Consider the following 22447-nt stretch of genomic DNA (forward strand, 5'->3'; position numbering starts at 1 on the left):
GTCCCCGATGGGGGAGCGTGACACGCCCGCGCCGGGCGTTCACGCTCCCATCGAGGATGGGGATCCCACGATCCTGCACGGGGAGGCCGGAGGGGCGCTGGTGCGCCGCTCCGTCCTCCCCGGCGGGGTCCGGGTGCTGACCGAGGCGATGCCCGGCCAGCGCTCGGCAACCATCGGCTTCTGGGTGGGCGTCGGCTCGCGCGACGAAGCCGACGGCCAACACGGCTCCACCCACTTCCTGGAGCACCTGCTGTTCAAGGGCACCAAGCGCCGCACGGCGCTGGAGATCGCCGCCGCCTTCGACGAGGTCGGCGGGGAGTCCAACGCGGCCACCGCGAAGGAGAGCACCTGCTACTTCGCGCGCGTCCTGGACGCCGACCTGCCGCTGGCCATCGACGTGATCGCGGACATGGTCACCTCCGCGGTGATCGACCCGGAGGAGATGGAGCAGGAACGCGACGTCATCCTCGAAGAGATCGCGATGGACAACGACGATCCGGGGGATGTGGCCCACGAGAAGTTCGTGGCCGCCGTCCTGGGCGAGCATCCGCTGGGCCGTCCGATCGGGGGAACCCCCGAGGCCATCCTGGCCGTCCCGCGCGAATCCGTCTGGGACCACTACCGCCGGTTCTACCGCCCGGACGAACTGGTGGTCACCGCCGCCGGTTCGCTGGAGCACGGCGACGTCTGCCGCCGCGTGCTCGACGCGCTCTCCGCGTCCGGCTGGGACCTGGAGGAAGGCGCCAGCCCCGCGGAGCGCCGCCCCACGGAGCCGGCCGAAATCCGCGGCCAGCACACCGTCGACGTGTTCCGCCGTCCGGTGGAGCAGGCCAACATCGTCATGGGCTGCCCGGGGCTGGTCGCCAACGACGAGCGCCGCCACACCATGAGCGTGCTCAACGCCGTGCTCGGCGGGGGCATGTCCTCGCGCCTGTTCCAGGAGATCCGCGAGAAGCGGGGCCTGGTCTACTCCACGTACTCCTTCTCCGCGGCCTATTCGGACGCCGGCTACTTCGGCATGTACGCCGGATGCTCGCCGGCCAAGACCGGCCAGGTCATCGGCCTGCTGGGGGAGGAGCTGGAGAAGCTCGCCACCGAGGGCATCACCGAGGAGGAGCTGCGGAAGGCGGTCGGGCAGCTCTCCGGCGGAACGGTGCTCGCGCTCGAGGACCCGGGCTCGCGCATGTCCCGCCTGGGCCGCGCCGAACTGGTCACCGGCGTCTTCCACGACATCGACGAGTCCCTGGCCCGGGTCAGGGCCGTGACGCGCGAGGACGTGCGGGCGCTGGCCCGCGAACTGGCGGACCGCCCGCGGACCGTCACGGTCGTGGGACCGTTCGACCAGCCGTCCGACTTCGGCATGTAGCCGCACCCGCAACAACGCGTGAGGGCCGCCCCCAACGGGGCGGCCCTCACGCGTTAATGCACTTTTGGCAAGGCCCGCTCAGCCGCCGGCGAAGGGCGGCAGCACGTCCACGGTGTCCCCGACGGCCAGCGGGCGCGTGCGGTCGCGCACGTTCACCTCGTTGAGCAGGAAGCTGGAGCGGCCCAGCACCCGCGCCAGCGACGGCGCTGTGATTGCCGCAGGCGCCGCGGATGCCGTCGGCGCCGCGGAACCCTGCGCCGACCCCAGGTACGCGACCAGCGCGCCCAGCGTGCCGGCGTCGTACCCGTCGGCCGCGGGCACGGCCGCGAGCGGAACCACCCGCTCGGGCGTGCCGGCGGCGGCGGCGGCCGCGGCAAAGAACCTGACAGTCATCGATCCCAAGCTAGCCTCCAATGGCGCTCATGGTGCGTTCCGGTTGCACAAATCCCGCGTCGCCGAGCCCCGGGCGGTCCATCCCGTGGGCGCGCGGCTTGGCCCACATGGCGCCCCGCCACCGGTCGGCGATCTCCGCGTCGGTGGCGCCCGAGCGCAGCGGGCCGGCCAGGTCTGTTTCCTCGCGGGAGAACAGGCAGGACATCACGCGGCCCTCCGCGGTGAGGCGGGTGCGGCGGCAGTCGCCGCAGAACGGCTCGGTCACCGAGGCGATGATCCCCACCGTCCCGAGCACGACGTCGGGGCGGGCCTTCGCGGCCACCAGGAACCGTTCGGCGGGGGCGCCGTTGCGTGCCCGGGGGTCTGGGGAGAGGACGAAGTCGCGGGAGAGCAGCGCCCGGGTCTCGGCCGCGCCGACCAGGTTCTCCCGGCGCCAGCCGTGGTCCGCGTCCAACGGCATCTGCTCGATGAAACGCAGCTCGTGTCCGTGGTCCAGGGCCCAGCTGACCAGCTCGGGGGCCTGTTCGTCGTTGACACCGCGCAGCAGGACGGCGTTGATCTTCAGCGGGGCCAGCCCGGCGGCCACGGCGGCCTCGATCCCGGCGAGCGCGCGGTCCAGGAAGGGGCGCCGGGCCAGGGTGGCGAAGGTGTCGGCGCGGAGGGTGTCCAGGGAAACGTTGATGCGGGTCAGTCCCGCGGCGGCGAGCTCGGCGGCCCGCTCGGCGAGGCCGACGGCGTTGGTGGTCAGCGACAGCGGCAGATCCGGGTGGTCCGTGCGCAGGCCTGCGACGATGTCCGCCAGGTCCTTGCGCACCAGGGGTTCGCCTCCGGTGAGGCGTACCTCGCGCACGCCGAGGTCGCGGACCGCGATGCCCACCAGGCGGCGGATCTCCTCCGCGGTCAGCAGCCGGTTCTGGGGCAGCCAGGCCATGCCGTCGGCGGGCATGCAGTAGGTGCAGCGCAGGTTGCACTTGTCGATCACGGACACGCGCAGGTCGGTGGCGGTGCGGCCGAAGCGGTCCAGCAGGCGCGGGTCCGCCGGCCGCGCGGGATCGGGGGCGAAGCCGGGCCCGCGGAGCCGGGTTTCTTCGATTTGGACCCCGCCAATTTGGGGCGCATCGATCCGGCGCCCGGGGATCCCGGGCATGCCCAAGGACACCGCCGTGGCGGTGCTTCCCTGCGTCGTTTCTGCGGAACCCATGCCATCGAGAGTAGACCACACCGCTTCGGTCCGCCTGTGGCGGAGGCCACGCGGTGCAACCTCGGGGGCGGTGCGACGCGGTGCGGCGGTGTCGGAAAGCGCTCTTGAACCGCAGGTGCGGATTTCAGGATGGAACCATGGCTGAAATGCGGAGTTCGGCGACTGCACCTTTTCTGGATGTCAGCGACGACTCGGTTTGCCGCAAAGTGGGCGCCAGCGACCTTCGATCGTATTCGGCACCGCCTGCATGTCCTTGCGTCGCCTGCATGGTGACGCGTCGCCCGCATCCGACGCACGGGCATGCAAACGGCGGTCCCGTCCCTCGCCGCCTAGCGTCCAGGCGGCTCCCGCACCTCGCTTCGCTCGGCGCGGGTCCCTCGCCGCCTAGACTGGGACCCATGCTTCCCGAAGTCCGGCCCGCCACCTTCCGGCGCTCCGTCGCCGAGCACCAGGCGGCGGTGCGCTCCCTGCTCGCGGGGCTGCCCGGCGCCCTCGGGTCCGAAACCGTGCCGCTGCCGGCCGCCTTGGGCCGCACCCTGGCCCACGACCTTGCCGCCCCGCGCCCGCTTCCCTCCTTCGCCAACTCGCAGATGGACGGGTACGCCGTGCGTGCGGCGGACCTGTCCGCGGGCCCGGTGCCCGTGGCCACGCTGCCGGTGGCACCGCCCATCCCCGCCGGCGCCGCCGCCCCGCCGCTGCCGCCGGGCCACGCGGCCCCGATCATGACCGGGGCCATGCTCCCGGCCGGCGCGGACACCGTGGTGCCGATCGAGGCCGCCGACCCGCCCGCGTTCCCCGACTTCGTTGGAGGGGGAGAGTCGTACCGTACCGGCACCACCGTCATGCTGCCGGCATCCTTCACCGCCGGGACCTACGTGCGTCCGGCCGGCAGTGACCTGCCGGCCGGGGAAACGGCGCTGTCCGGCGGCACCCGGCTGCGGGCCGCCCAACTGGGGCTGGCCGCCGCACTGGGCCTGGACCGCCTGGCGGTGCGCCGCCGTCCCCGCGCCCTGGTGCTCTCCACCGGCGACGAGGTTGCGGCTCCCGGCACCGAACTCGCTCCGGGACAGATCCACGACGCCAACACCACCCTGCTCACCGCCTCCCTGGCCGAGGCCGGCTGGGATACCACGACCGCCGGGATCTGCGCCGACAACGCCCCCGCCTTCGAGGCCGCGCTTGCCGACGCCCTGGCTGCCGCCCCGGCCGGGATCGACCTGGTCCTGACCAGCGGCGGCATCAGCCAGGGCGCCTATGAAGTGGTCCGCCAGGCCCTGGCCGACCACGGCATCGCCTTCGGCTCGGTGGCCATGCAGCCCGGGGGCCCGCAGGGTGCCGGCCTGCTCGCGCTGCCCGGCACCGACCCGGTTCCGCTGCTGGCCTTCCCGGGGAACCCGGTCAGCAGCTTCGTCAGCTTCGAGATGTTCCTGCGCCCGGTCCTGTGCGAACTGCTCGGCGCGGCCCCGCGCCCCCTGGTCCGCGCGCCCCTCGCCGTCGACCTCGACAAGCCCGCCGGCAAGCTGCAGGTCCGGCGCGGAATCCTCGAGGACGGACGCTTCCTGCCGTTGGGCGGCCCCGGATCGCACCTGCTCCACGCCCTGGCCCAGGCCACCGCCCTGGCCCTGCTGCCCGCGGACCCCGGCCACCTGGACGCCGGAACCGACGTATCCGTACTCACGATGGGAGACCCCCAATGACACCGACCCCGGACACCGCCCCGGACGGAACCGCCCCGGACAGCGGACAGAACCGCGGACCGGCCGCAGGCCTCACCCACGTCCGCGCCGACGGCAGCGCCCACATGGTGGACGTCTCCGCCAAGCCGGAAACCTCCCGGGAGGCCACGGCCGAGGCCGTGCTGGCCACCCGCCCCGACGTCGTGGCCATGCTCGCCGAGGGCACCCTCCCCAAGGGCGATGCGCTGGCCGTGGCCCGCATCGCCGGAATCATGGCCGCCAAGAAGACCCCGGAACTGATCCCGCTGTGCCACCCGCTGCCGCTGGCTAAGGCGACCGTGGACTTCGAGCCCGACGCCGCGGCCGGCACCGTGCGCATCCTGGCCACCGTGAAGACCCGCGGGGTCACCGGCGTCGAGATGGAGGCGCTGACCGCGGCCACCGTGGCCGCCCTGGCCCTCTACGACATGACCAAGGCCGTGGACAAGCACGCCGAGATCGGCAGCGTGCGCGTGCTGGCCAAGACCGGCGGCAAGAGCGGGGACTGGTCGGTCGCCCCCGTCCCGCTCGCCGCCGCCGAGCACAACCCCCCGAAGGAGACCACCGCATGAGCGGTTGCGAACCCGCCGGCGAGCCGCGCAAGGCCGCCATCCTCATCGCCTCCACGCGCGCCGCCACCGGCGTCTACGAGGACCGCACCGCCCCGGTCATCCGGGACTGGCTGCTCGAGCACGGCTTCGAGGCCGGCGCCTCCGTCGTCGTCCCCGACGGCGAAGCGGTCGGCGCGACGCTGCGCGCGCTGCTGCTCACCCGGCCGCGCGTCATCCTCACCAGCGGCGGCACGGGACTGTCCGAGGACGACCTCACCCCCGAGATGACGCTGCCGCTGCTGGAGCGCCAGCTGCCGGGGGTCATGGAGGCCATCCGCGCCTCCGGGAGGGCTTCCACGCCGTACGCGGCGCTCTCGCGCGGCCACGCCGGCACCGCCGGGCAGACCTTCGTCGTCAACCTTCCGGGTTCCCCGCGCGGCGTCATGGAGGCGCTGGGGGTGCTGGACCCGATCATCGGCCATATCTGCGACCAGTTGGAGGGCAGCCATGCTCACTGATCAGCAACCCGCCGGCGCGGCCGGCACCGTCGTCTTCGCCGACGTGAGCACGGAGCCGATCGACGCGGCCACCGCCTGGGACGCGGTGGAAACCGAGGCGACCGGCGCCGTCGTCACCTTCGCCGGCATGGTGCGCAACCACGACGCCGGCCGTTCGGTGACGCGGCTGGCCTACAGCGCGCACCCGAGCGCCGGACGGCGGATGGCCGAGCTCGCCGCGGAGGTCGCCGCCCGCCATCCCGGCACCCGGCTGTGGGCCGCGCACCGCGTCGGGGACCTGGCGATCGGGGACGCCGCGCTGGTCGCCGCTGCCGCCTCCGCCCACCGGGGCGAGGCGTTCGAGGCCTGCCGCGACCTGGTGGAGGCCGTCAAGGCCGGGGTCCCGGTGTGGAAGGAGCAGCACTTCACCGACGGCGGCAGCGAATGGGTGGGCAGCGCCTGACGGCGCCGGCAGTACGGCTAGGCTTGTGCCCATGACCCCACCACTTTCCGTCGCCGTCCTCGGCGCGTCCGGACGCATGGGCGCGGAGGCCGTCGAGGCCGTCTCCGCGGCCGCAGACATGGAGCTCGTCGCCGCCCTGGGCCGCCACGACCCGCTGGAGAAGATCCTGGAGGCCGGCGCCACGCACGTGGTCGACCTGACCGTCCCGGACAGCACCGAGGCCAATGTCCGCTTCGCCGTCGAGCACGGCCTACACGCCGTCGTCGGCACCACCGGCTGGACGGACGCCAGGCGGGCGGACCTCTCCGCGCTGCTGGAGCGCCAGCCGGGCACCGGCGTGCTGATCGCCCCGAACTTCGCGCTCGGGTCCGTGCTGGCCAGCGCGTTCGCCGCCACCGCGGCCAAGTACTTCGAGTCCGTCGAGATCATCGAGCTGCACCACCCCAACAAGGTGGACGCCCCCTCCGGCACCGCCGTGCGCACCGCCGAGCTGATCGCCGCCGCCCGCGCCGAGGCCGGCGTGCCCGCCAGCCCGGACGCGACCGAGACCTGCCTCGAGGGCGCCCGCGGCGCCGACGTCGACGGCGTGCGCGTGCACTCGGTGCGCCTGCGCGGCCTGGTCGCCCACCAGGAGGTGCTCCTGGGCGGGCCCGGCGAGCAGCTGACCCTGCGCCACGACTCCTTCGACCGCGCTTCCTTCATGCCCGGCGTGCTGTTGGGCCTGCGCACCGTCGCCTCCCGCCCGGGCCTGACCTACGGGCTCGACGGCTACCTGGAACTGGGGCGCTAGCCACGTGAAGACCAAACTGTGGGTCGGGGCGATCCTGGCCCTGTTCGCCTTCTACCTGGTGGCGTCCTTCGGCTCCGCCATGCGCTTCCTGAACGCGGCGGAGCCGATGGCCAAGGCCATCGGCGCGGCGGCGCTGGTCCTGCCGCTGGTCGGCGTCTGGATCCTGATCCGCGAGGTGCTCTTCGGGGCGCGCACGCAGAAGATGGCGCGCATCCTCGAATCCGAGGGACTGCTGCCGGAGGACACCCTGCCGCGCACCCCGTCCGGACGCATCATCAAGGCCGCCGCGGACGAGGACTTCGTGCAGTACCGCCAGGAGGCCGAGGCCAACCCGGACAGCTGGCGTTCGATGCACCGGCTCGCCCTGGCCTACGACGCCGCCGGCGACCGCCCGCGCGCCCGCAAGAGCATGAAGCAGGCGATCGGCCTCTACCTGGACTCGGCGGACGCGAAGGCCTGAGCCCTTCCGCCGGAGGTATCCCGCGGGAACCTCCGGCGGACGGCCGCGTTCCGGGAAAGCGACGTTCCGGAAAGGCTACGTTCCGGAAAGGTCAGGTCCGTTCCCTGATGCGCCCGCCCGCCGCGGCCGCCGAGGCGGCGTGCACCGCGGCCTCCAGCGGGCCGCGCACCCCCGACCACTTGACCACGATCCCGGCCAGCAGGGCGGCCACCACGAACCCCAGGTACACGGCCAGCCGGGGCAGCTCCGCGGTCATCCCGCTGAGCAGGTCCAGGGCCATCAGGTGCCCGGTGTAGAGCGTCAGGGTGGCCGCGCCCGCCCCGGCCACCGGCCACAGCAGCGCGTCGCCGAGCGGGCCCAGGGTCGCCGTCAGCGCGGCCGCGACCAGCAGGCAGCCGCCGAGCACCGCCAGCGCCGTGCCGGCGACGTGGAGCAGGTCCAGCGGGGACCCGGTGTGCGGGGCGGAAAGCGCGAACCACCAGATGCTCTGCTGCGCCCCGTCCAACTTCTGGCCGGTGGCCAGGGCGGTGTCCAGGCCTTGCGCGCTCAGCCCGGTGGCGGCGCGCAGCGCGGCGTTCGCGCCCGGGGCGGCGAGCAGTTCGGCCGAACCCCAGCGGGCCGCCGCGGCCACCGCGGTTCCGCCGGCCAGCAGGGCCAGCGCCACCGGCGGCCGGGACAGGTCGCTGCGGCCCACGGCCAGGCCCACCAGCAGGAACCCCAGCCAGGCAACCACCGGGTAGTAGCCGGTCACGAACAGGTCAGCCAGGACCGTCACCGGTTGGGCCAGGTCGGTGAACGCGGGGGAGCCGCCGACGTCGGACGGGTCCACCCAGGCCCGGACCACCGGCAGGAGCAGGAACAGCGCCACGGGGGAGAGCAGCAGCCAGCCGCCGGCCCACCACGCCAGCCGCCGCGCGGGCAGGCCCAGGAACGGCAGCGCCAGCAGGAACAGGACGCCGTAGTGGACCAGGATCACGGCCACGCCCGCGTCCAGCGAGCCCGCGGCGAATCCGATCACGGCCACCAGCAGGGCGCGCACGGCGATCCCGCGCCGGCTCCGGCGGAGGCGTTCGGGCGGCTGCGGTCGCGCCCCGCCGGTGAGCAGGGCCAGTCCGACGCCGGCCAGCACCGCGAACAGCGCCGAGGCCTTGCCCGCGAACAGCAGCGCCGTCCACGTCGGCCCGCCGCCTCCGCCGGGCAGGGCCTGGGAGAGCGGGAGGATGTGGGTGGCCATCATGCCCAGCAGGGCGATCCCGCGTGCGGCGTCGACCCCGGAGAGGCGATGTCCGCCCGCGAGGGCGGGCGCGGGCGCGGGGCTGGGCCTGCGCGCGCTCACGCGAGCCCCGGCAACGTGCTCTTCGTCATGTTGCCAGCCTACGACGCCGCGCTGAGAGCGCGCGTGGCGCGGGTCCCGTCCGCGAAAGTGTAACGTTGGGGCCATGGCTGCTTCTGACATTCGCGCGCCCCGGACCGACTACACCTTCGGGACCCTGCTGACCGCCATGGTGACCCCCTTCGGGGACAACGGCGAAGTCGACTACGACGCCGCCGCCGCGCTGGCGACCAAGCTCGTCGACGACGGCTGCGACGGCCTGGTGGTCACCGGCACCACCGGGGAGACCTCCACGCTGACCGACGAGGAAAACCTCGGCATGTTCCGTGCCGTCGTGGAGGCCGTGGGCGGCCGCGCGAAGGTGCTGGCCGGCTCGACGACCAACGACACCCGCCACTCCATCAGCCTCTCCCGGCGCGCCGCCGACCTCGGCGTCGACGGCCTGCTGGTCACCGCCCCGTACTACAACAAGCCCAGCCAGGCCGGCGTCCAGGCGCACGTCGAGGCCATCGCCGACTCCACCGACCTGCCGGTCATGGTCTACGACATCCCCGGCCGCGCCGGCATCGAGATCGCCACCGACACGCTGATCCGCCTGGCCGACCACCCGCGCATCGTCGCGCTGAAGGACGCCAAGGGCGACTTCCTCGAAACCACCAAGGTCCTGGCGAACACGGACCTTGACGTCTACTCTGGCGACGACGGACTGACCCTGCCGTTCATGAGCATCGGCGCCGTCGGCGTCGTGTCCGTGACCGCGCACGTGGCGACCGCCCAGTACCGCCAGCTGGTCGACGCGGCCCTGGCCGGCGACTTCGCGACCGCCCGCCGCCTGCACTTCGAACTGGACCCGATCCAGCGCGCCCTCATGACCCACATCCAGGGTGCGGTCTCGGCGAAGAACGTTCTTCACTGGCAGGGTGTCCTGCCGAACACCGTGGTCCGGCTGCCGCTGGTTGCGCCGTCGGAAGCGGAACTCGAAACCATCCGCGTCGACCTGCGTGAGGCCGGATGGGACCTCTAGAAAGGTAGCCACCCCATGACAGAAACCTCCCCGGGACTCACCGACGCGCCCCGGAACCTGCCCCCGCAGCTGAAGCCGGGAACCCTGCGCATCGTGCCGCTGGGCGGACTGGGAGAGGTTGGCCGCAACATGGCGGTCTTCGAAATCGACGGCAAGCTGCTGATCGTGGACTGCGGGGTGCTCTTCCCGGAGGAGTTCCAGCCGGGCGTGGACCTGATCCTGCCCGACTTCGGCTACATCCGGGACCGCCTGGACGACGTGGTCGGCGTGGTCCTCACGCACGGCCACGAGGACCACATCGGGGCGGTCCCGTACCTGCTGCGGCTGAAGCAGGACATCCCGCTGATCGGCTCCCAGCTGACCCTGGCGCTGGTCGAGGCGAAGCTGCAGGAACACCGCATCCGCCCCCTGACGCTCACCGTCGCCGAGGGCCAGGTGGAGGCGCTGGGCCCGTTCGAGTGCGAATTCGTGGCCGTGAACCACTCCATCCCGGACGCGCTGGCGGTCTTCATCCGCACCGCCGCGGGCACCGTGCTGCACACCGGCGACTTCAAGATGGACCAGCTGCCGCTGGACGGGCGCATCACCGACCTGCGGGCCTTCGCCCGGCTGGGGGAGGAGGGCGTGGACCTGTTCATGCCGGACTCCACCAACGCCGACGTCCCCGGCTTCACCACCGCGGAAAAGGAGATCGGCCCCGTCCTGGAGAACCTCTTCGGGAGGGCGGAGAAGCGCATCATCGTGGCCTCCTTCTCCTCGCACGTGCACCGCGTCCAACAGGTGCTCGACGCTGCCGCGCTGCACGGGCGCCAGGTCGCGTTCGTGGGGCGCTCGATGGTGCGCAACATGGCCATTGCCGCGAAGCTCGGCTATTTGACTGTGCCCCCGAACAGCCTGGTGGACCTGAAGAACATCGACGACCTGCCGGACAGCAAGGTGGTCCTGATGTCCACCGGTTCGCAGGGCGAGCCCATGGCCGCGCTCTCCCGCATGGCCAACGGGGACCACCGCATCCAGGTGGGCGTCGGCGACACCGTGATCCTGGCGTCCTCGCTCATCCCGGGCAACGAGAACGCGGTGTTCCGCGTCATCAACGGCCTGACGCGCCTGGGCGCGGAGGTGGTGCACAAGGGCAACGCGAAGGTGCACGTCTCCGGGCACGCGGCCGCCGGCGAACTGCTCTACTGCTACAACATCATCAGGCCCAAGAACGTCATGCCGGTGCACGGGGAGACGCGGCACCTGCTGGCGAACGCGCGACTGGCCACCCAGACGGGCATCCCGGCGCGGAACGTGCTGCTGACCGAGGACGGCTCGGTGGTGGACCTCAGGGACGGCGTCGCCGAACTGGTCGGCCAGGTCGACTGCGGCTACGTCTACGTGGACGGCTCCAGCGTCGGCAACATCACCGACGAGGACCTCAAGGACCGCCGCATCCTCGGCGAGGAGGGCTTCATCTCGGTGATCTCCGTGGTCAACCGCCAGACCGGGCAGATCGTCTCCGGCCCGGACATCCACGCCCGCGGCGTGGCCGAGGACCAGCAGGTCTTCGAGGACATCAAGCCGAAGATCGCCGCGGCCCTCGAGGAGGCGGTGCGCAACAACCCGGACCACACCACGCACCAGCTGCAGCAGATCGTGCGCCGCGTGATCGGTTCGTGGGTCAGCCGCAAGCTGCGCCGGCGCCCGATGATCGTCCCGGTCGTCCTGGAAGCCTAGAAACCCAAGGCCTGGCGGCCGGCGGCGAGCCCGCCCGGGGCCCGCGACACGGCACGACGGCGGCTTCCGCACCTTCCGCGCGGAAGGCGCGGCGGCCGCCGTCGTCGTAACCCCCGGCGGCCGCCGCCCGCCCGAGCCCTTCCTCACAGGGCGGCGGTCTCCGGTTCCGGACCTCTTTTCCGGTAGCGTAGCGGGTATGGCGACCCGTACTACCACCGGCCGGTCGAAGCCCGCAAACGGCAAGGCGGCCGGTTCCGCAGGATCGCGCAGCAAGTCCACCGGCACCGCTGCGCGCTCCGGAGGCACCCGCACCCGGCAGTCCGCACAGGCCTTCCCCCCGGACCTCCCCGCACCCCTGCGCGCCCTGCGCAGCGCCTGGATGGGCACGGCCCGCGTCGTGGCCGGGGCGTTCCGCAAGCTCGGCAACGACGTCCATCCGGACCACGACGTCCGCCGCGACGGCACCGGCCTGTTCCTGGTCCTGGTGGCCGCGGCCGTGGCCAGCGTCGAATGGTGGGGCCTGCGCGGCCAGGGCTGGTTCGGCACGTTCATCCACGCCGTCTTCGGCGGCACCGTGGGTTTCATGGCCGTGGTGCTTCCGGCCGTCCTGGTGGTCGGTGCGTTCCGGCTCTTCCGCTACCCGGAGGACTACCGGGCCAACAACCGGATCGGGATCGGCCTGGCGCTGGGAACCGTGGCCGGGTCGGGTGTCGCCCAGGTGGTGGCCGGCCTGCCCACGTTGGCGGACCCGTTCGACGAGCTGTGGGCCGGCGGCGGCATCGTCGGCTTCCTGGTGGCCAACCCGCTTTCGGCGCTGATCAGCCGCTGGGGCACCATGGTGCTCATGGTGCTCATGGTGTTCCTGAGCCTGATGATCATGACCGCCACCCCCTTCCGGCACATCCCCCTCCGCCTGCGCGAGGGCTACGAGCGCCTCATGGGCCAGCCGGCCGATGGCGCGCGGGAGTCCGCGCCGCGCGGGGAACGGGCGGACGGGCACGACCAGAGCTACCTCTACGAACGCGTTGACCCCGAGCCCAAGGCCCGGAAGAAGCGCGGCCGCCTCTTCGGCAAGGACCGCCCCGAGGAGATCACCGCCGACGCCGCGGCCGCCGGCTACGCGGACACCGAGGCCTACGACCGCGCCGTCATCCGCGACGGACTCGAGGCCTACGACGGCGACGAGTCCGTGGAGCACTACGCCGACCCCGAACCGGCGGAACCGGCCGTGCCGCCGGGGGTGCGCCGCCCCACCGCCTCGGAGAAGGCCCTCCAGCAGGTGCGCGAGCGCGTCGGGCTGGCCGAGGCCGCGGAACCGGCCACCGAGGCGCTGGACACGGTCTCCGCCGCCGGGCTGGACGCCGCCGCCGGATCCGCCGGATCCGTCGTGGCGAAGCCGGCCCCGGCCCCGCTGCCGCCGATCCCGCAGCGCACCGAGCAGCTGCAGCTCTCCGGGGACGTCACCTACACCCTGCCGCCCTCCGAGTTCCTGCCGGCCGGCCCGCCGGCGAAGGAACGCTCCGAGGCCAACGACGCCGTCGTCGAGGCGCTGACGGACACCCTCCAGCAGTTCAACGTGGACGCCCAGGTCACCGGCTTCAGCCGCGGCCCGACCGTCACCCGGTACGAGATCGAACTGTCCCCGGGCACGAAGGTCGAACGCGTCACCGCGTTGAGCAAGAACATCTCCTACGCGGTGGCCTCCTCCGACGTGCGCATCCTCAGCCCCATCCCGGGCAAGAGCGCCATCGGCATCGAGATCCCCAACGCGGACAAGGAAGTGGTCGCCTTGGGCGACGTGCTGCGCTCCAACGCCGCCCGCAAGACCGAGCATCCGATGGTCATGGGCGTCGGCAAGGACGTCGAGGGCGGCTTCGTGGTGGCGAACCTGGCCAAGATGCCGCACATGCTCGTCGCCGGCGCCACCGGCGCGGGCAAGTCCTCCTTCGTGAACTCGATGATCGTCTCGATCCTCATGCGCTCCACCCCGGACGAGGTCCGCATGGTCATGGTGGACCCCAAGCGCGTGGAACTGACCGCCTATGAAGGCGTGCCGCACCTGATCACCCCGATCATCACCAACCCGAAGAAGGCCGCCGAGGCGCTGCAGTGGGTGGTCCGCGAAATGGACACCCGCTACGACGACCTGGCGAACTTCGGCTTCAAGCACATCGACGACTTCAACAAGGCGATCCGCAACGGCAAGGTGGTTCCGCCCGAGGGCTCCAAGCGGGTCATGAAGCCCTACCCCTACCTGCTGGTCATCGTCGACGAGCTCGCCGACCTGATGATGGTCGCCCCGCGCGACGTCGAAGACTCGATCGTGCGCATCACCCAGCTGGCCCGCGCCGCCGGCATCCACCTGGTGCTGGCCACCCAGCGCCCGTCCGTGGACGTGGTCACCGGCCTGATCAAGGCCAACGTGCCCTCCCGCATGGCGTTCGCCACCAGCTCCGTCACCGACTCCCGCGTCGTGCTCGACCAGCCGGGCGCGGAGAAGCTGCTGGGCCAGGGCGACGCCCTGTTCCTGCCCATGGGCGTGTCCAAGCCGATGCGCGTGCAGGGCGCCTGGGTCACCGAGTCGGAGATCCACCGCGTCGTCGAGCACGTCAAGGGCCAGCTGCAGGCCGTCTACCGCGAGGACCTCGTCGAGGTGGAGGCGCCGAAGAAGCAGATCGACGACGACATCGGAGACGACCTCGAGCTGCTGCTGCAGGCCACCGAGCTGGTGGTCACCACGCAGTTCGGCTCGACCTCGATGCTCCAGCGCAAGCTGCGCGTCGGCTTCGCCAAGGCCGGGCGCCTGATGGACCTGCTCGAATCCCGCGGGGTCGTGGGCCCCTCCGAGGGCTCCAAGGCCCGCGACGTGCTGGTCAAGCCGGACGACCTCCCGGCCGTCCTGGCGACCATGCGCGGGGAGGAGGCGCCGGCGTCGGCCGCGGAGGCCGCCCCGCTGGAGGCGGCCCTGGCGGAGAACGCCAACGCCAACCACTTCGGCGTCGACCTGGTGGCCGAGGACCTGGAGAACCGGACCCAGGCCATCGACTACCACGACGGCGACGACGGGGACGGCGAGGGCTCCGAGGACGCATGGAACCTGACCGGACGGTAGCCTGAGGACGTGACCGACCCGCTGGACAGCCCTTCCGACCCGATCCCCTCCGACCCGGCATCTTCCGGCCGCGGCCCTGCCGAACCCGTTCCCACGCTGAACATCGCCAACGTCCTGACCATCCTGCGCATCGTGATGGTGCCCTTCTTCGTCTGGTTCCTGCTCGCCGACCAGCAGCAGTACGGGCTGTGGCGCTGGCTCGCCGTGGTGGTGTTCGCCGCCGCGGTCTACACCGACAAGCTGGACGGGGACCTGGCCCGCAGCCGCGGGCTGGTCACCAATTTCGGCAAGATCGCCGACCCCATCGCCGACAAGCTGCTCATGGGGGCCGGCCTGGTCCTGCTGTCCTGGCTGGGCGAGCTGCCGTGGTGGGTGACGGTGGTGATCCTGGTGCGCGAACTGGGCATCACCGTGCTCCGTTTCGCGGTGATCAAGTACGGGGTCATCGCGGCCTCCCCGGGCGGGAAGCTGAAGACCGTGCTGCAGTCCGCCGCGATCTTCCTCTACCTGCTCCCGTGGTCCCAGACGGTCCCGTGGGTGGGCACCGTCGCCCTGGTGGTCATGCTGGCCGCCGTGGCGGTCACCGTCTACACCGGCGTCGACTACGTGCTCGCGGCCCTGCGCCTGCGCGCCTCGGCCCGGAGGTCCGGCCGGACATGAGCGTTTCCGGAGCACCCGACGGCGGGGCTCCCGCCGGCCCGCCGCCCGCCATCTCGCCCGGCAGTGACGCGTCAACCAGTGACGTACCAACCAGTGAGGTGGCGGGGCTGCTGGTGGCCGCCGCCGTCGCCCGCTCGCTCACCCTGGCCACCGCCGAATCGCTTACCGCGGGCCAGGTCGCCGCGGCGATCGCGGACATACCGGGCGCCTCGGCGGCGCTGCGCGGGGGAGTGGTGGCCTACCACAACCAGGTCAAGACCGGGGTGCTCGGCGTCGATGCCGGGCTGCTCGAAAGCGTGGGGTCGGTGGACCCGGAGGTCGCCCGGCAGATGGCCCTGGGGGCACGGCGGGCCTGCGGGGCGGACCTGGCCGTTTCCACCACCGGGGTGGCCGGACCGGCCGACCACGACGGCAAGCCGGTGGGCACCGTGTTCCTCGGCTGGGCCGGACCGGAGGGAAGCGGTGCGCGTGAACTGAGGCTGGACGGGGACCGGATGCGGATCCGCGCCGCATCGCGCGAGGCCGCGCTGGAGCTGCTCCTGGAACTGGTGGGGCCGGCCGCGTAGGGGGTGCGCCTGTGGCATGGGGCGACATTTGAGGTCGCAGTACGGAAACATCACTGGAACAGGCCCCGCCGTATGGTTAGGGTGGTGGGACCGGGAACAAAACGAGTTCCCGGCGAGTTGACATCTTCAACGGCCCGCACAACCGGCAGGCCGTGAACCGACCGTCAATCAGGCGTTCAGGACAGAGGAGTTAGGCAATACACATGGTCAAGCAGCCCGTATCCGTGAACGGCGTGATCCGTTGGCGTGATGTGGGCTTGACAGAAAACGCCCGTCACGACCAGAAGGAACGCAAAATGGTTGTCCTACGCCATGAGATCGGGGACGTCCTCCGTGACGTCCGCCAGCGCCAGGGCCGGACCCTGCGTGAAGTGTCCCACAGCGCCCGAGTGTCCCTCGGCTACCTGTCTGAGGTCGAACGTGGACAGAAGGAAGCTTCCTCGGAGTTGCTCTCCTCCATCTGCTCCGCCCTGGACGTGCCGCTGTCCCTTATGCTCCGCGAAGTCAGTGACCGAGTGGCCATTGCCGAAGGTGTCACCATACCGGACACCGTTCCCCTGGACCTGGCCAGCCAGTTCTCCGTCCCCGACGAACTCCCCGAGGGACTCGGCATGGCGGCCAGCCACTAGGCGTCGCTCCGCGGTCCTGCCAGGGGGCGGGCCGCAGGAGCGCACGCCCGAATACACGCAAGTCCAGATGCAAACGCAAGGGGCCCCGCCGACAGGCGGGGCCCCTTGCGTTTAAGGGCGTGGTCCCAAGTCAATGGCGTGGCGCCCACCCGCCGGTGGCGGGACGCCGTGCCGGCGGAAAAGCTTGTTTAGCTCCGGCCCTTTGCGTAGGACTCGTTAAGCCGCGCCAGCAGTCCGGCGAAGGAGGTCAGGTCCTGCCCGCTCCAGTCGTCCAGGACGTCGTGGAAGATGCGCTGGCGGACCGACTGGGCGGCACGGAGCTGGCGGGCCCCTTCCGGGGTGAGGGAAATTGCCTGCGCCCGGCCATCCGCCGGATCGGCGTCGCGGCGCACCATGCCCAAGCCCTCCAGTTGGGAGACCTGACGGCTGGCCGAGGGCTTGCCTGCGCAGATCTCCGCGGCCAGGTCGGTCAGGCGCAGGCTGCCGCGGCGTTGCAGCGCGCCCAACACCACATAGGCGCCGGGGTCGAGGTCCGGATGCACCAGTCGAGCGGCCCGGTGCGCATCGGCCCGGGTGCGGCGCCACAGCACCCCCAGGTTGACCTCCATGCTGTGGATCGCCTGTTCGCGGTCGTCGCCGGGCGCCAGGTGGTCGTCAAGGCTGGGGGCGGGATGGGTGGCCTGCTCGCTCATGGCCCCCAGTGTAGGTGCCCGCCCCGTGGTTCCCCGTTCTGTGTCGAGCCCATGAACCGGAACGGCGCCCGTTGCGGTGCGCGCCACGCCATCGGAACCCGACGGGGTCCCGACCATGGGAGAATGGAGGGGTGCGTTTGAGTGATTTTTGGCGGCTGATGGAGGACGAGTTCGGTGCGGGCTACGCGCGCGTCCTCGCGGGCGACCTTGTGCTGTCCGGCCTGGGCGGGCGCACCGCCACCGAGGCGCTGCAGGCGGGCCTTGAGCCGCGGACGGTGTGGCTCGCGGTGTGTGAGATGCAGGACGTTCCGCACGCCCGCCGGCTGGGCCGGGACATCGCGCCGAAGTCCTGAGGCCAGCCCGCGGAGGCGCCCTTCGGCAGCCAAAAAGATTCGAAAATTTGTTCGGATCGGGGTATACTTTTCACAGAGGCGAACCGCGGGGCTTTCCGCCCCGCTAGTCCACAACCGACGCGTTTCGGGCCAAAGTGTCAGGAGCGGCACCTACCGTAGTTGGTAGGACGGACACAGGCCGGAAGGCCACAAGACAACCGAGGTGAACAATGGCTGCAGCAAACGATCGCGAGAAGGCTCTCGAAGCGGCACTCGCGCAGATCGACAAGCAGTTCGGCAAGGGCTCGGTCATGCGGCTGGGCGACGACACCCGTGCCCCGATCGAGGTCATCCCCACCGGTTCCGTGGCGCTGGACATCGCGCTGGGCATCGGAGGCCTGCCGCGTGGGCGCGTCGTGGAGATCTACGGACCGGAATCCTCCGGTAAGACCACCGTGGCCCTGCACGCCGTGGCGAACGCCCAGAAGAACGGCGGCATCGCGGCGTTCATCGACGCCGAGCACGCGCTGGACCCGGAATACGCCAAGAAGCTTGGGGTCGACACCGACGCCCTGCTGGTTTCCCAGCCGGACACCGGCGAGCAGGCCCTGGAAATCATGGACATGCTCGTGGGCTCCGGCTCGCTGGACATCGTGGTCATCGACTCCGTCGCCGCCCTGGTGCCGCGCGCCGAAATCGAGGGCGAGATGGGCGACAGCCACGTCGGCCTCCAGGCCCGCCTGATGAGCCAGGCCCTGCGTAAGATCACCGGCCGGCTGAGCCAGACGAAGACCACCGCGATCTTCATCAACCAGCTGCGCGAGAAGATCGGTGTGTTCTTCGGCAGCCCGGAGACCACCACCGGCGGTAAGGCGCTGAAGTTCTACGCCTCCGTACGCATCGACGTGCGCCGCATCGAGACGCTGAAGGACGGCGCCAACCCGGTGGGTAACCGCACGCGCGCCAAGATCGTCAAGAACAAGATGGCCCCGCCCTTCAAGCAGGCCGAATTCGACATCATCTACGGCCAGGGCATTTCCCGCGAGGGCAGCCTGATCGACATGGGTGTTGAAGAGGGCATCGTGAAGAAGTCCGGCGCCTGGTTCACCTGCGACGGAGACCAGTTGGGCCAGGGCAAGGAGAACGCCCGCAAGTTCCTCCGCGACAACCCGGATCTGGCCAACGAGATCGAGCGCCGGATCAAGGAGAAGCTGGGCATCGGCGTGCAGCCCCCCACGGAGGGCGAGGCCCCGCTCAAGGCAGTGGGCGACTAGGTCCATAGGGGATAGGCCCGTAGGGAGCAGGTCCGTGGGGAAAGCCCCTGACTGGAGCGGCCTCACCAGCACCGGAAACGGTGCCGGGGGGCCGCTTTCGGTCGTTGGCCCCCAGGATCCCGCCGAACGCCAGGCCGTCATCGACCGGCTCCGCGCCATGCTCGCGGGAGCCCCGGGCAACGCACAAGCCGACGGCATCGAAGTCGACAGCATCGAAGCCGACGGTACCGATCCGGCGGAGGAAGCCGGATTCGCCGGCGACACCGAAGACACCGGGCAAGCCGGCGCCGACGTGTCCGGCGGGTGGCACCCCGGAGTTTCGGGGGGCGACAACCCAGCGGTGCCGCTGGGGGAGGACGCGTTTCCCGACTTTCCGGGTGGGGGGCCCTTCCCCGACTTCCTGGGCGAGGCGGTCGTCGGAGCGGTCTGGGGGCCGGACCCCGCGCCCAAGTCCGCCGGGAGCCCGGCCGGCCGCGGCACGGCGGCAGGTTCGGCCCCCGGCCCTACGGCCACCCCGCGCGAAAAGTCCCGGCCCAAACGCCCGTCCCGTCGGCGCGCCGCCGCGGACGCCGGCGACGCGGAAGCGTTCGACGAGCCGGACGAGGCCCGGCGCCCCCGCAAACGCAGCACCCAGGTGCCCCCGTGGGCGCGCGAGCCGATCGTCTACGAGGACGACGCCGCGGCCGAGGCCGCGGCCCGGGCCATTGTGCTGCGCCTGCTCACCGGTGCCCCGAAGACCCGGCGTCAGCTTGAGCAGAAGCTCGCCGAGAAGGACATTCCGGCCCACGTGTCCGCCACCGTGCTGGATCGCTTCACCGAGGTCGAGCTCATCGACGATGCGGCGTTCGCGGAATCGTGGGTCCGCCAGCGCGCCCGCTCCAAGGGCCTCGCCCGCTCGGCGCTGCGCCGCGAGCTTGGGCAGAAGGGGGTCGCCGAGGCCTCCATCGACAGCGCCCTCGAACAGGTCGATTCCGACCAGGAACGCGAAACCGCCCGTGAAATGGTCGTGAAGAAGCTTGCCGGGTCCACCGGGACGCTGGACCGGGACAAGGCGATGCGCCGCCTGGTGGGCATGCTCGGCCGGAAAGGCTACTCGTCCTCGCTGGCGATGGGCGTCATCCGCGAGGAGTGGGACAAACTGCACGGGTAGCGACGCGGGGGCCCGGTTGGGTGCCGCTCAGTTCAGTGTCGTTGTCGGGTTCGGTACCCTTGATGGGTGAGCCTTGCGACCGAAACCCCCTCCACCGCCCCGGACTCCGAGGTGCGCACCTACGAGGTCCGCACCTTCGGCTGCCAGATGAACGTGCACGATTCCGAGCGCCTTTCCGGCCTGCTCGAGGATGCCGGACTGGCCCGGATCGAACCCGGGCGTCCGGAGGGAGCGGCCGACGTCGTCGTCTTCAACACCTGCGCCGTGCGCGAGAACGCGGACAACAAGCTGTACGGCAACCTTGGCCGGCTTGCGCCCATCAAGGAACGCCGCCCCGGCATGCAGATCGCGGTGGGGGGCTGCCTGGCCCAGAAGGATCGCGAGACCATCCTGCGGAAGGCCCCCTGGGTGGACGTCGTCTTCGGAACCCACAACGTCGGCAGCCTGCCCGCGCTGCTCGAGCGCGCCCGGCACAACCAGGAGGCCCAGCTGGAAATCCTCGAGGCCCTCGAGGTTTTCCCCTCCACGCTGCCCACCCGGCGCGATTCGATCCATTCCGGCTGGGTGTCCATCTCCGTGGGCTGCAACAACACCTGCACGTTCTGCATCGTTCCTTCCCTGCGCGGCAAGGAACGCGACCGCCGCCCGGGGGAGATCCTTGCCGAGGTGGAGGCGCTCGTGGCCGACGGCGCCATCGAGGTCACGCTGCTGGGCCAGAACGTGAACTCCTACGGCGTCGAGTTCGGCGACCGGCTCGCCTTCGGCAAGCTGCTGCGCGCCTGCGGCGCCATCGAGGGCCTGGAACGGGTGCGCTTCACCAGCCCGCACCCGGCCGCCTTCACCGACGACGTCATCGACGCCATGGCCGAAACCCCCAACGTCATGCCCGTGCTCCACATGCCGCTGCAGTCCGGATCGGACAAGGTCCTTAAGGACATGCGCCGCTCCTACCGCTCCAAGAAGTTCCTTGGCATCCTCGAGAAGGTCCGCGAGTGCATTCCGCACGCCGCCATCACCACGGACATCATCGTCGGCTTCCCGGGGGAGACCGAGGAGGACTTCCAGGCGACCCTCGACGTCGTCGAGCAGGCCCGCTTCTCCAGCGCCTTCACGTTCCAGTACTCCAAGCGCCCCGGCACCCCGGCCGCGGACCTGCCGGACCAGCTGCCCAAGGCGGTCGTGCAGGAGCGCTACGAGCGCCTCACCGCGCTGCAGGACCGCATCTGCGCCGAGGAGAACGCCAAGCAGGTCGGCCGCGAGGTCGAGGTCCTGGTGACCGCCCAGTCCGGGCGCAAGGCGGAGGAGACCCACCGCCTCTCCGGCCGCTCCACCGACCAGCGCCTGGTGCACTTCTCCGTCCCGGAGGGCGCCGGACAGCCCCGCCCCGGCGACCTCGTCACCGTCACGGTGACCGCCGCCGCGCCGTTCCACCTGGTCGCGGACCCGGCCGACGCCTCCGCTTATCGGCTGCGCCGCTCCCGCGCCGGCGACGCCTGGGACCGTGCGCAGGCCGAGTCCTGCGGCGTGCCCACCCCCGGCGCCGCGGGCAAGGGCGTGTCCCTGGGCATGCCGGCCCTGCCGCCGCGCGCCTAGCGCCGGCATGCTGCCGATCATCGCCGTCGTCGGACCCACCGGCACGGGCAAGTCGGACCTGGCCATCGAGCTGGCGCTGCGGCTGGACGGGGAAGTCGTCAACTCCGACGCCCTGCAGTTCTACCGGGGCATGGACATCGGGACCGCCAAACTGACCGTTGCGGAGCGCCGCGGCGTCCCGCACCACCTGCTGGACACCATGGAGGTCACGCAGGAGGCCAGCGTCGCCGAGTTCCAGGAGCAGGCCAGGACGCTCTTCGCCGACATCCGCTCGCGCGGCCGCGTCCCCGTCCTGGCCGGCGGCTCCGGGCTCTACGTCCGCGCCGCCCTGGATGTGCTCGAATTCCCGCCCACGGACCCGCAGGTCCGTGCCCGGCTGGAGGCCGAGGCCGCCGAACGCGGAACCGGTCCGCTTCTGGAGCGGCTGCGCACGGTGGATCCCGATTCCGCCGGACGCCTCGGCGACGAGCGCCGGATCATCCGGGCCCTGGAGGTCCACGCACTCACCGGGCGGCCGTTCAGCTCCTACATGCCCCGGCGGGAGTACGCGCAACCGGCCGTCCAGATCGGGCTGGCCCTCGACCGGGCGCTGCTGCACGAGCGCCTCGCCGTGCGGGTCGGACACATGGTGGATGCCGGCCTGCTCGAGGAGGTCCGCCGGCTGGACGCCGCCGGACTGCGCCAGGGCAGGACCGCGGCCCGGGCCATCGGCTACTCCCAGTTCCTCGAGGTCCTCGACGGCACGGCGACGGTGGCGGAGGCCGCCGAACGCACTGTCGTCGCGACCCGGCAGTTCGCCAGGCGCCAGATCACCTGGTTCACCGCCGACCCGCGCGTGCACTGGCTGGAGGCCACCCGCCCGGACCTGGCCGACGCCGCCGAGGCCGTCGTCCGCGCCGCCGGCACGGACTGAGCCGCCCTAGGCCC

The 22447-nt window shown here is 71.7% G+C and carries 22 protein-coding genes; 18 read left to right on the forward strand and 4 right to left on the reverse strand.

From position 1 onward, the window contains the following. Nucleotides 1–7: 7 nt before the first annotated feature. Nucleotides 8–1366: a M16 family metallopeptidase gene (locus ABD912_RS17425; protein ID WP_345152788.1), complete on the forward strand. Its 1359-nt coding sequence runs from the start codon at nucleotides 8–10 to the stop codon at nucleotides 1364–1366. A 78-nt stretch (nucleotides 1367–1444) separates the two neighbouring features. Here the strand turns inward: ABD912_RS17425 and ABD912_RS17430 are convergent, their stop codons facing one another. Then, nucleotides 1445–1759: a MoaD/ThiS family protein gene (locus ABD912_RS17430; protein ID WP_345152790.1), complete on the reverse strand. Its 315-nt coding sequence runs from the start codon at nucleotides 1757–1759 to the stop codon at nucleotides 1445–1447. A 10-nt stretch (nucleotides 1760–1769) separates the two neighbouring features. After that, complete coding sequence (gene moaA / locus ABD912_RS17435; protein WP_345152792.1) at nucleotides 1770–2960, reverse strand: GTP 3',8-cyclase MoaA; 1191 nt, start codon at nucleotides 2958–2960, stop codon at nucleotides 1770–1772. Between the two features lie 398 nt (nucleotides 2961–3358). Between moaA and ABD912_RS17440 the strand changes: the two genes are divergently transcribed. The 6 genes from ABD912_RS17440 to ABD912_RS17465 all read left to right on the forward strand — a co-directional run bounded on the left by ABD912_RS17440 (nucleotide 3359) and on the right by ABD912_RS17465 (nucleotide 7436). Further along, entirely contained in the window at nucleotides 3359–4657 is a 1299-nt protein-coding gene (locus ABD912_RS17440) for a molybdopterin molybdotransferase MoeA (protein WP_345152794.1), read from the forward strand. A gap of 104 nt (nucleotides 4658–4761) precedes the next feature. Further along, on the forward strand, nucleotides 4762–5247 hold the full coding sequence (gene moaC / locus ABD912_RS17445) for a cyclic pyranopterin monophosphate synthase MoaC (protein ID WP_345152910.1): 486 nt from the start codon (nucleotides 4762–4764) through the stop codon (nucleotides 5245–5247). After that, a complete protein-coding gene (locus ABD912_RS17450; RefSeq protein ID WP_345152796.1) occupies nucleotides 5244–5744 on the forward strand; it encodes a MogA/MoaB family molybdenum cofactor biosynthesis protein in 501 nt (166 codons plus the stop codon). The genes moaC and ABD912_RS17450 overlap by 4 nt, the downstream gene beginning before the upstream one ends. Next, complete coding sequence (locus ABD912_RS17455) at nucleotides 5734–6186, forward strand: molybdenum cofactor biosynthesis protein MoaE (RefSeq protein WP_345152798.1); 453 nt, start codon at nucleotides 5734–5736, stop codon at nucleotides 6184–6186. Before ABD912_RS17450 ends, ABD912_RS17455 begins: the two co-directional genes overlap by 11 nt. Before the next feature lie 31 nt (nucleotides 6187–6217). After that, nucleotides 6218–6976: a 4-hydroxy-tetrahydrodipicolinate reductase gene (gene dapB, locus ABD912_RS17460; protein WP_345152801.1), complete on the forward strand. Its 759-nt coding sequence runs from the start codon at nucleotides 6218–6220 to the stop codon at nucleotides 6974–6976. Between the two features lie 4 nt (nucleotides 6977–6980). Beyond that, on the forward strand, nucleotides 6981–7436 hold the full coding sequence (locus ABD912_RS17465; protein ID WP_345152803.1) for a hypothetical protein: 456 nt from the start codon (nucleotides 6981–6983) through the stop codon (nucleotides 7434–7436). Between the two features lie 91 nt (nucleotides 7437–7527). Here ABD912_RS17465 and ABD912_RS17470 read toward each other — a convergent pair whose 3' ends face one another. Continuing rightward, entirely contained in the window at nucleotides 7528–8772 is a 1245-nt protein-coding gene (locus ABD912_RS17470) for a heparan-alpha-glucosaminide N-acetyltransferase domain-containing protein (RefSeq protein ID WP_345152804.1), read from the reverse strand. Nucleotides 8773–8875: 103 nt separating this feature from the next. On the opposite strand from ABD912_RS17470, the gene dapA reads away from it, so the two are divergent. From dapA to ABD912_RS17500, 6 genes are all read left to right on the forward strand, one after another. Then, nucleotides 8876–9793, forward strand: a complete 918-nt coding sequence (gene dapA, locus ABD912_RS17475; protein WP_345152805.1) for a 4-hydroxy-tetrahydrodipicolinate synthase — start codon at nucleotides 8876–8878, stop codon at nucleotides 9791–9793. Nucleotides 9794–9808: 15 nt separating this feature from the next. Beyond that, nucleotides 9809–11512, forward strand: coding sequence for a ribonuclease J (locus ABD912_RS17480; RefSeq protein ID WP_345152806.1), 1704 nt, complete (start codon nucleotides 9809–9811; stop codon nucleotides 11510–11512). A 196-nt stretch (nucleotides 11513–11708) separates the two neighbouring features. After that, nucleotides 11709–14624: an FtsK/SpoIIIE family DNA translocase gene (locus tag ABD912_RS17485; RefSeq protein ID WP_345152808.1), complete on the forward strand. Its 2916-nt coding sequence runs from the start codon at nucleotides 11709–11711 to the stop codon at nucleotides 14622–14624. A gap of 42 nt (nucleotides 14625–14666) precedes the next feature. Beyond that, nucleotides 14667–15284: a CDP-diacylglycerol--glycerol-3-phosphate 3-phosphatidyltransferase gene (pgsA, locus tag ABD912_RS17490; RefSeq protein ID WP_345152912.1), complete on the forward strand. Its 618-nt coding sequence runs from the start codon at nucleotides 14667–14669 to the stop codon at nucleotides 15282–15284. After that, a complete protein-coding gene (locus tag ABD912_RS17495) occupies nucleotides 15281–15850 on the forward strand; it encodes a CinA family protein (RefSeq protein ID WP_345152811.1) in 570 nt (189 codons plus the stop codon). The genes pgsA and ABD912_RS17495 overlap by 4 nt, the downstream gene beginning before the upstream one ends. A gap of 203 nt (nucleotides 15851–16053) precedes the next feature. Continuing rightward, nucleotides 16054–16479, forward strand: a complete 426-nt coding sequence (locus ABD912_RS17500; RefSeq protein ID WP_345152813.1) for a helix-turn-helix domain-containing protein — start codon at nucleotides 16054–16056, stop codon at nucleotides 16477–16479. 188 nt (nucleotides 16480–16667) lie between these two features. Here ABD912_RS17500 and ABD912_RS17505 read toward each other — a convergent pair whose 3' ends face one another. Beyond that, complete coding sequence (locus ABD912_RS17505) at nucleotides 16668–17171, reverse strand: MarR family winged helix-turn-helix transcriptional regulator (RefSeq protein ID WP_345152815.1); 504 nt, start codon at nucleotides 17169–17171, stop codon at nucleotides 16668–16670. A gap of 131 nt (nucleotides 17172–17302) precedes the next feature. Between ABD912_RS17505 and ABD912_RS17510 the strand changes: the two genes are divergently transcribed. The 5 genes from ABD912_RS17510 to miaA all read left to right on the forward strand — a co-directional run bounded on the left by ABD912_RS17510 (nucleotide 17303) and on the right by miaA (nucleotide 22433). Then, the gene (locus tag ABD912_RS17510) at nucleotides 17303–17524 is read left to right on the forward strand and encodes a DUF3046 domain-containing protein (RefSeq protein WP_345152819.1); all 222 of its coding nucleotides are present in this window, start codon (nucleotides 17303–17305) and stop codon (nucleotides 17522–17524) included. A 209-nt stretch (nucleotides 17525–17733) separates the two neighbouring features. Then, the gene (recA, locus tag ABD912_RS17515; protein WP_345152822.1) at nucleotides 17734–18777 is read left to right on the forward strand and encodes a recombinase RecA; all 1044 of its coding nucleotides are present in this window, start codon (nucleotides 17734–17736) and stop codon (nucleotides 18775–18777) included. 34 nt (nucleotides 18778–18811) lie between these two features. Continuing rightward, entirely contained in the window at nucleotides 18812–19927 is a 1116-nt protein-coding gene (locus tag ABD912_RS17520) for a regulatory protein RecX (RefSeq protein WP_345152824.1), read from the forward strand. A gap of 66 nt (nucleotides 19928–19993) precedes the next feature. Then, nucleotides 19994–21520, forward strand: a complete 1527-nt coding sequence (gene miaB / locus ABD912_RS17525) for a tRNA (N6-isopentenyl adenosine(37)-C2)-methylthiotransferase MiaB (protein WP_345152825.1) — start codon at nucleotides 19994–19996, stop codon at nucleotides 21518–21520. Between the two features lie 7 nt (nucleotides 21521–21527). Beyond that, nucleotides 21528–22433 carry a tRNA (adenosine(37)-N6)-dimethylallyltransferase MiaA gene (miaA, locus tag ABD912_RS17530; RefSeq protein WP_345152826.1) on the forward strand — a complete coding sequence of 302 codons (906 nt, stop codon included), beginning with the start codon at nucleotides 21528–21530 and terminating at the stop codon, nucleotides 22431–22433. Nucleotides 22434–22447: the final 14 nt, after the last annotated feature.

Origin of the sequence: Arthrobacter ginkgonis, assembly GCF_039540195.1 — a bacterium.
GTDB classification, from domain to species: Bacteria; Actinomycetota; Actinomycetes; order Actinomycetales; family Micrococcaceae; genus Zafaria; species Zafaria ginkgonis.

What these genes read in the sequence shown, in the direction of transcription:
- ABD912_RS17455 (WP_345152798.1), top strand. Translation starts at nt 5,734, where the DNA reads ATGCTCACTGATCAGCAACCCGCCGGCGCGGCCGGCACCGTCGTCTTC.
- ABD912_RS17495 (WP_345152811.1), top strand. Translation starts at nt 15,281, where the DNA reads ATGAGCGTTTCCGGAGCACCCGACGGCGGGGCTCCCGCCGGCCCGCCG.
- ABD912_RS17505 (WP_345152815.1), bottom strand. Translation starts at nt 17,171, where the DNA reads ATGAGCGAGCAGGCCACCCATCCCGCCCCCAGCCTTGACGACCACCTG.
- ABD912_RS17485 (WP_345152808.1), top strand. Translation starts at nt 11,709, where the DNA reads ATGGCGACCCGTACTACCACCGGCCGGTCGAAGCCCGCAAACGGCAAG.
- recA (WP_345152822.1), top strand. Translation starts at nt 17,734, where the DNA reads ATGGCTGCAGCAAACGATCGCGAGAAGGCTCTCGAAGCGGCACTCGCG.
- dapA (WP_345152805.1), top strand. Translation starts at nt 8,876, where the DNA reads ATGGCTGCTTCTGACATTCGCGCGCCCCGGACCGACTACACCTTCGGG.
- ABD912_RS17480 (WP_345152806.1), top strand. Translation starts at nt 9,809, where the DNA reads ATGACAGAAACCTCCCCGGGACTCACCGACGCGCCCCGGAACCTGCCC.
- moaA (WP_345152792.1), bottom strand. Translation starts at nt 2,960, where the DNA reads ATGGGTTCCGCAGAAACGACGCAGGGAAGCACCGCCACGGCGGTGTCC.
- dapB (WP_345152801.1), top strand. Translation starts at nt 6,218, where the DNA reads ATGACCCCACCACTTTCCGTCGCCGTCCTCGGCGCGTCCGGACGCATG.
- ABD912_RS17440 (WP_345152794.1), top strand. Translation starts at nt 3,359, where the DNA reads ATGCTTCCCGAAGTCCGGCCCGCCACCTTCCGGCGCTCCGTCGCCGAG.
- ABD912_RS17500 (WP_345152813.1), top strand. Translation starts at nt 16,054, where the DNA reads ATGGTCAAGCAGCCCGTATCCGTGAACGGCGTGATCCGTTGGCGTGAT.
- moaC (WP_345152910.1), top strand. Translation starts at nt 4,762, where the DNA reads ATGGTGGACGTCTCCGCCAAGCCGGAAACCTCCCGGGAGGCCACGGCC.
- ABD912_RS17425 (WP_345152788.1), top strand. Translation starts at nt 8, where the DNA reads ATGGGGGAGCGTGACACGCCCGCGCCGGGCGTTCACGCTCCCATCGAG.
- ABD912_RS17450 (WP_345152796.1), top strand. Translation starts at nt 5,244, where the DNA reads ATGAGCGGTTGCGAACCCGCCGGCGAGCCGCGCAAGGCCGCCATCCTC.
- miaA (WP_345152826.1), top strand. Translation starts at nt 21,528, where the DNA reads ATGCTGCCGATCATCGCCGTCGTCGGACCCACCGGCACGGGCAAGTCG.
- ABD912_RS17430 (WP_345152790.1), bottom strand. Translation starts at nt 1,759, where the DNA reads ATGACTGTCAGGTTCTTTGCCGCGGCCGCCGCCGCCGCCGGCACGCCC.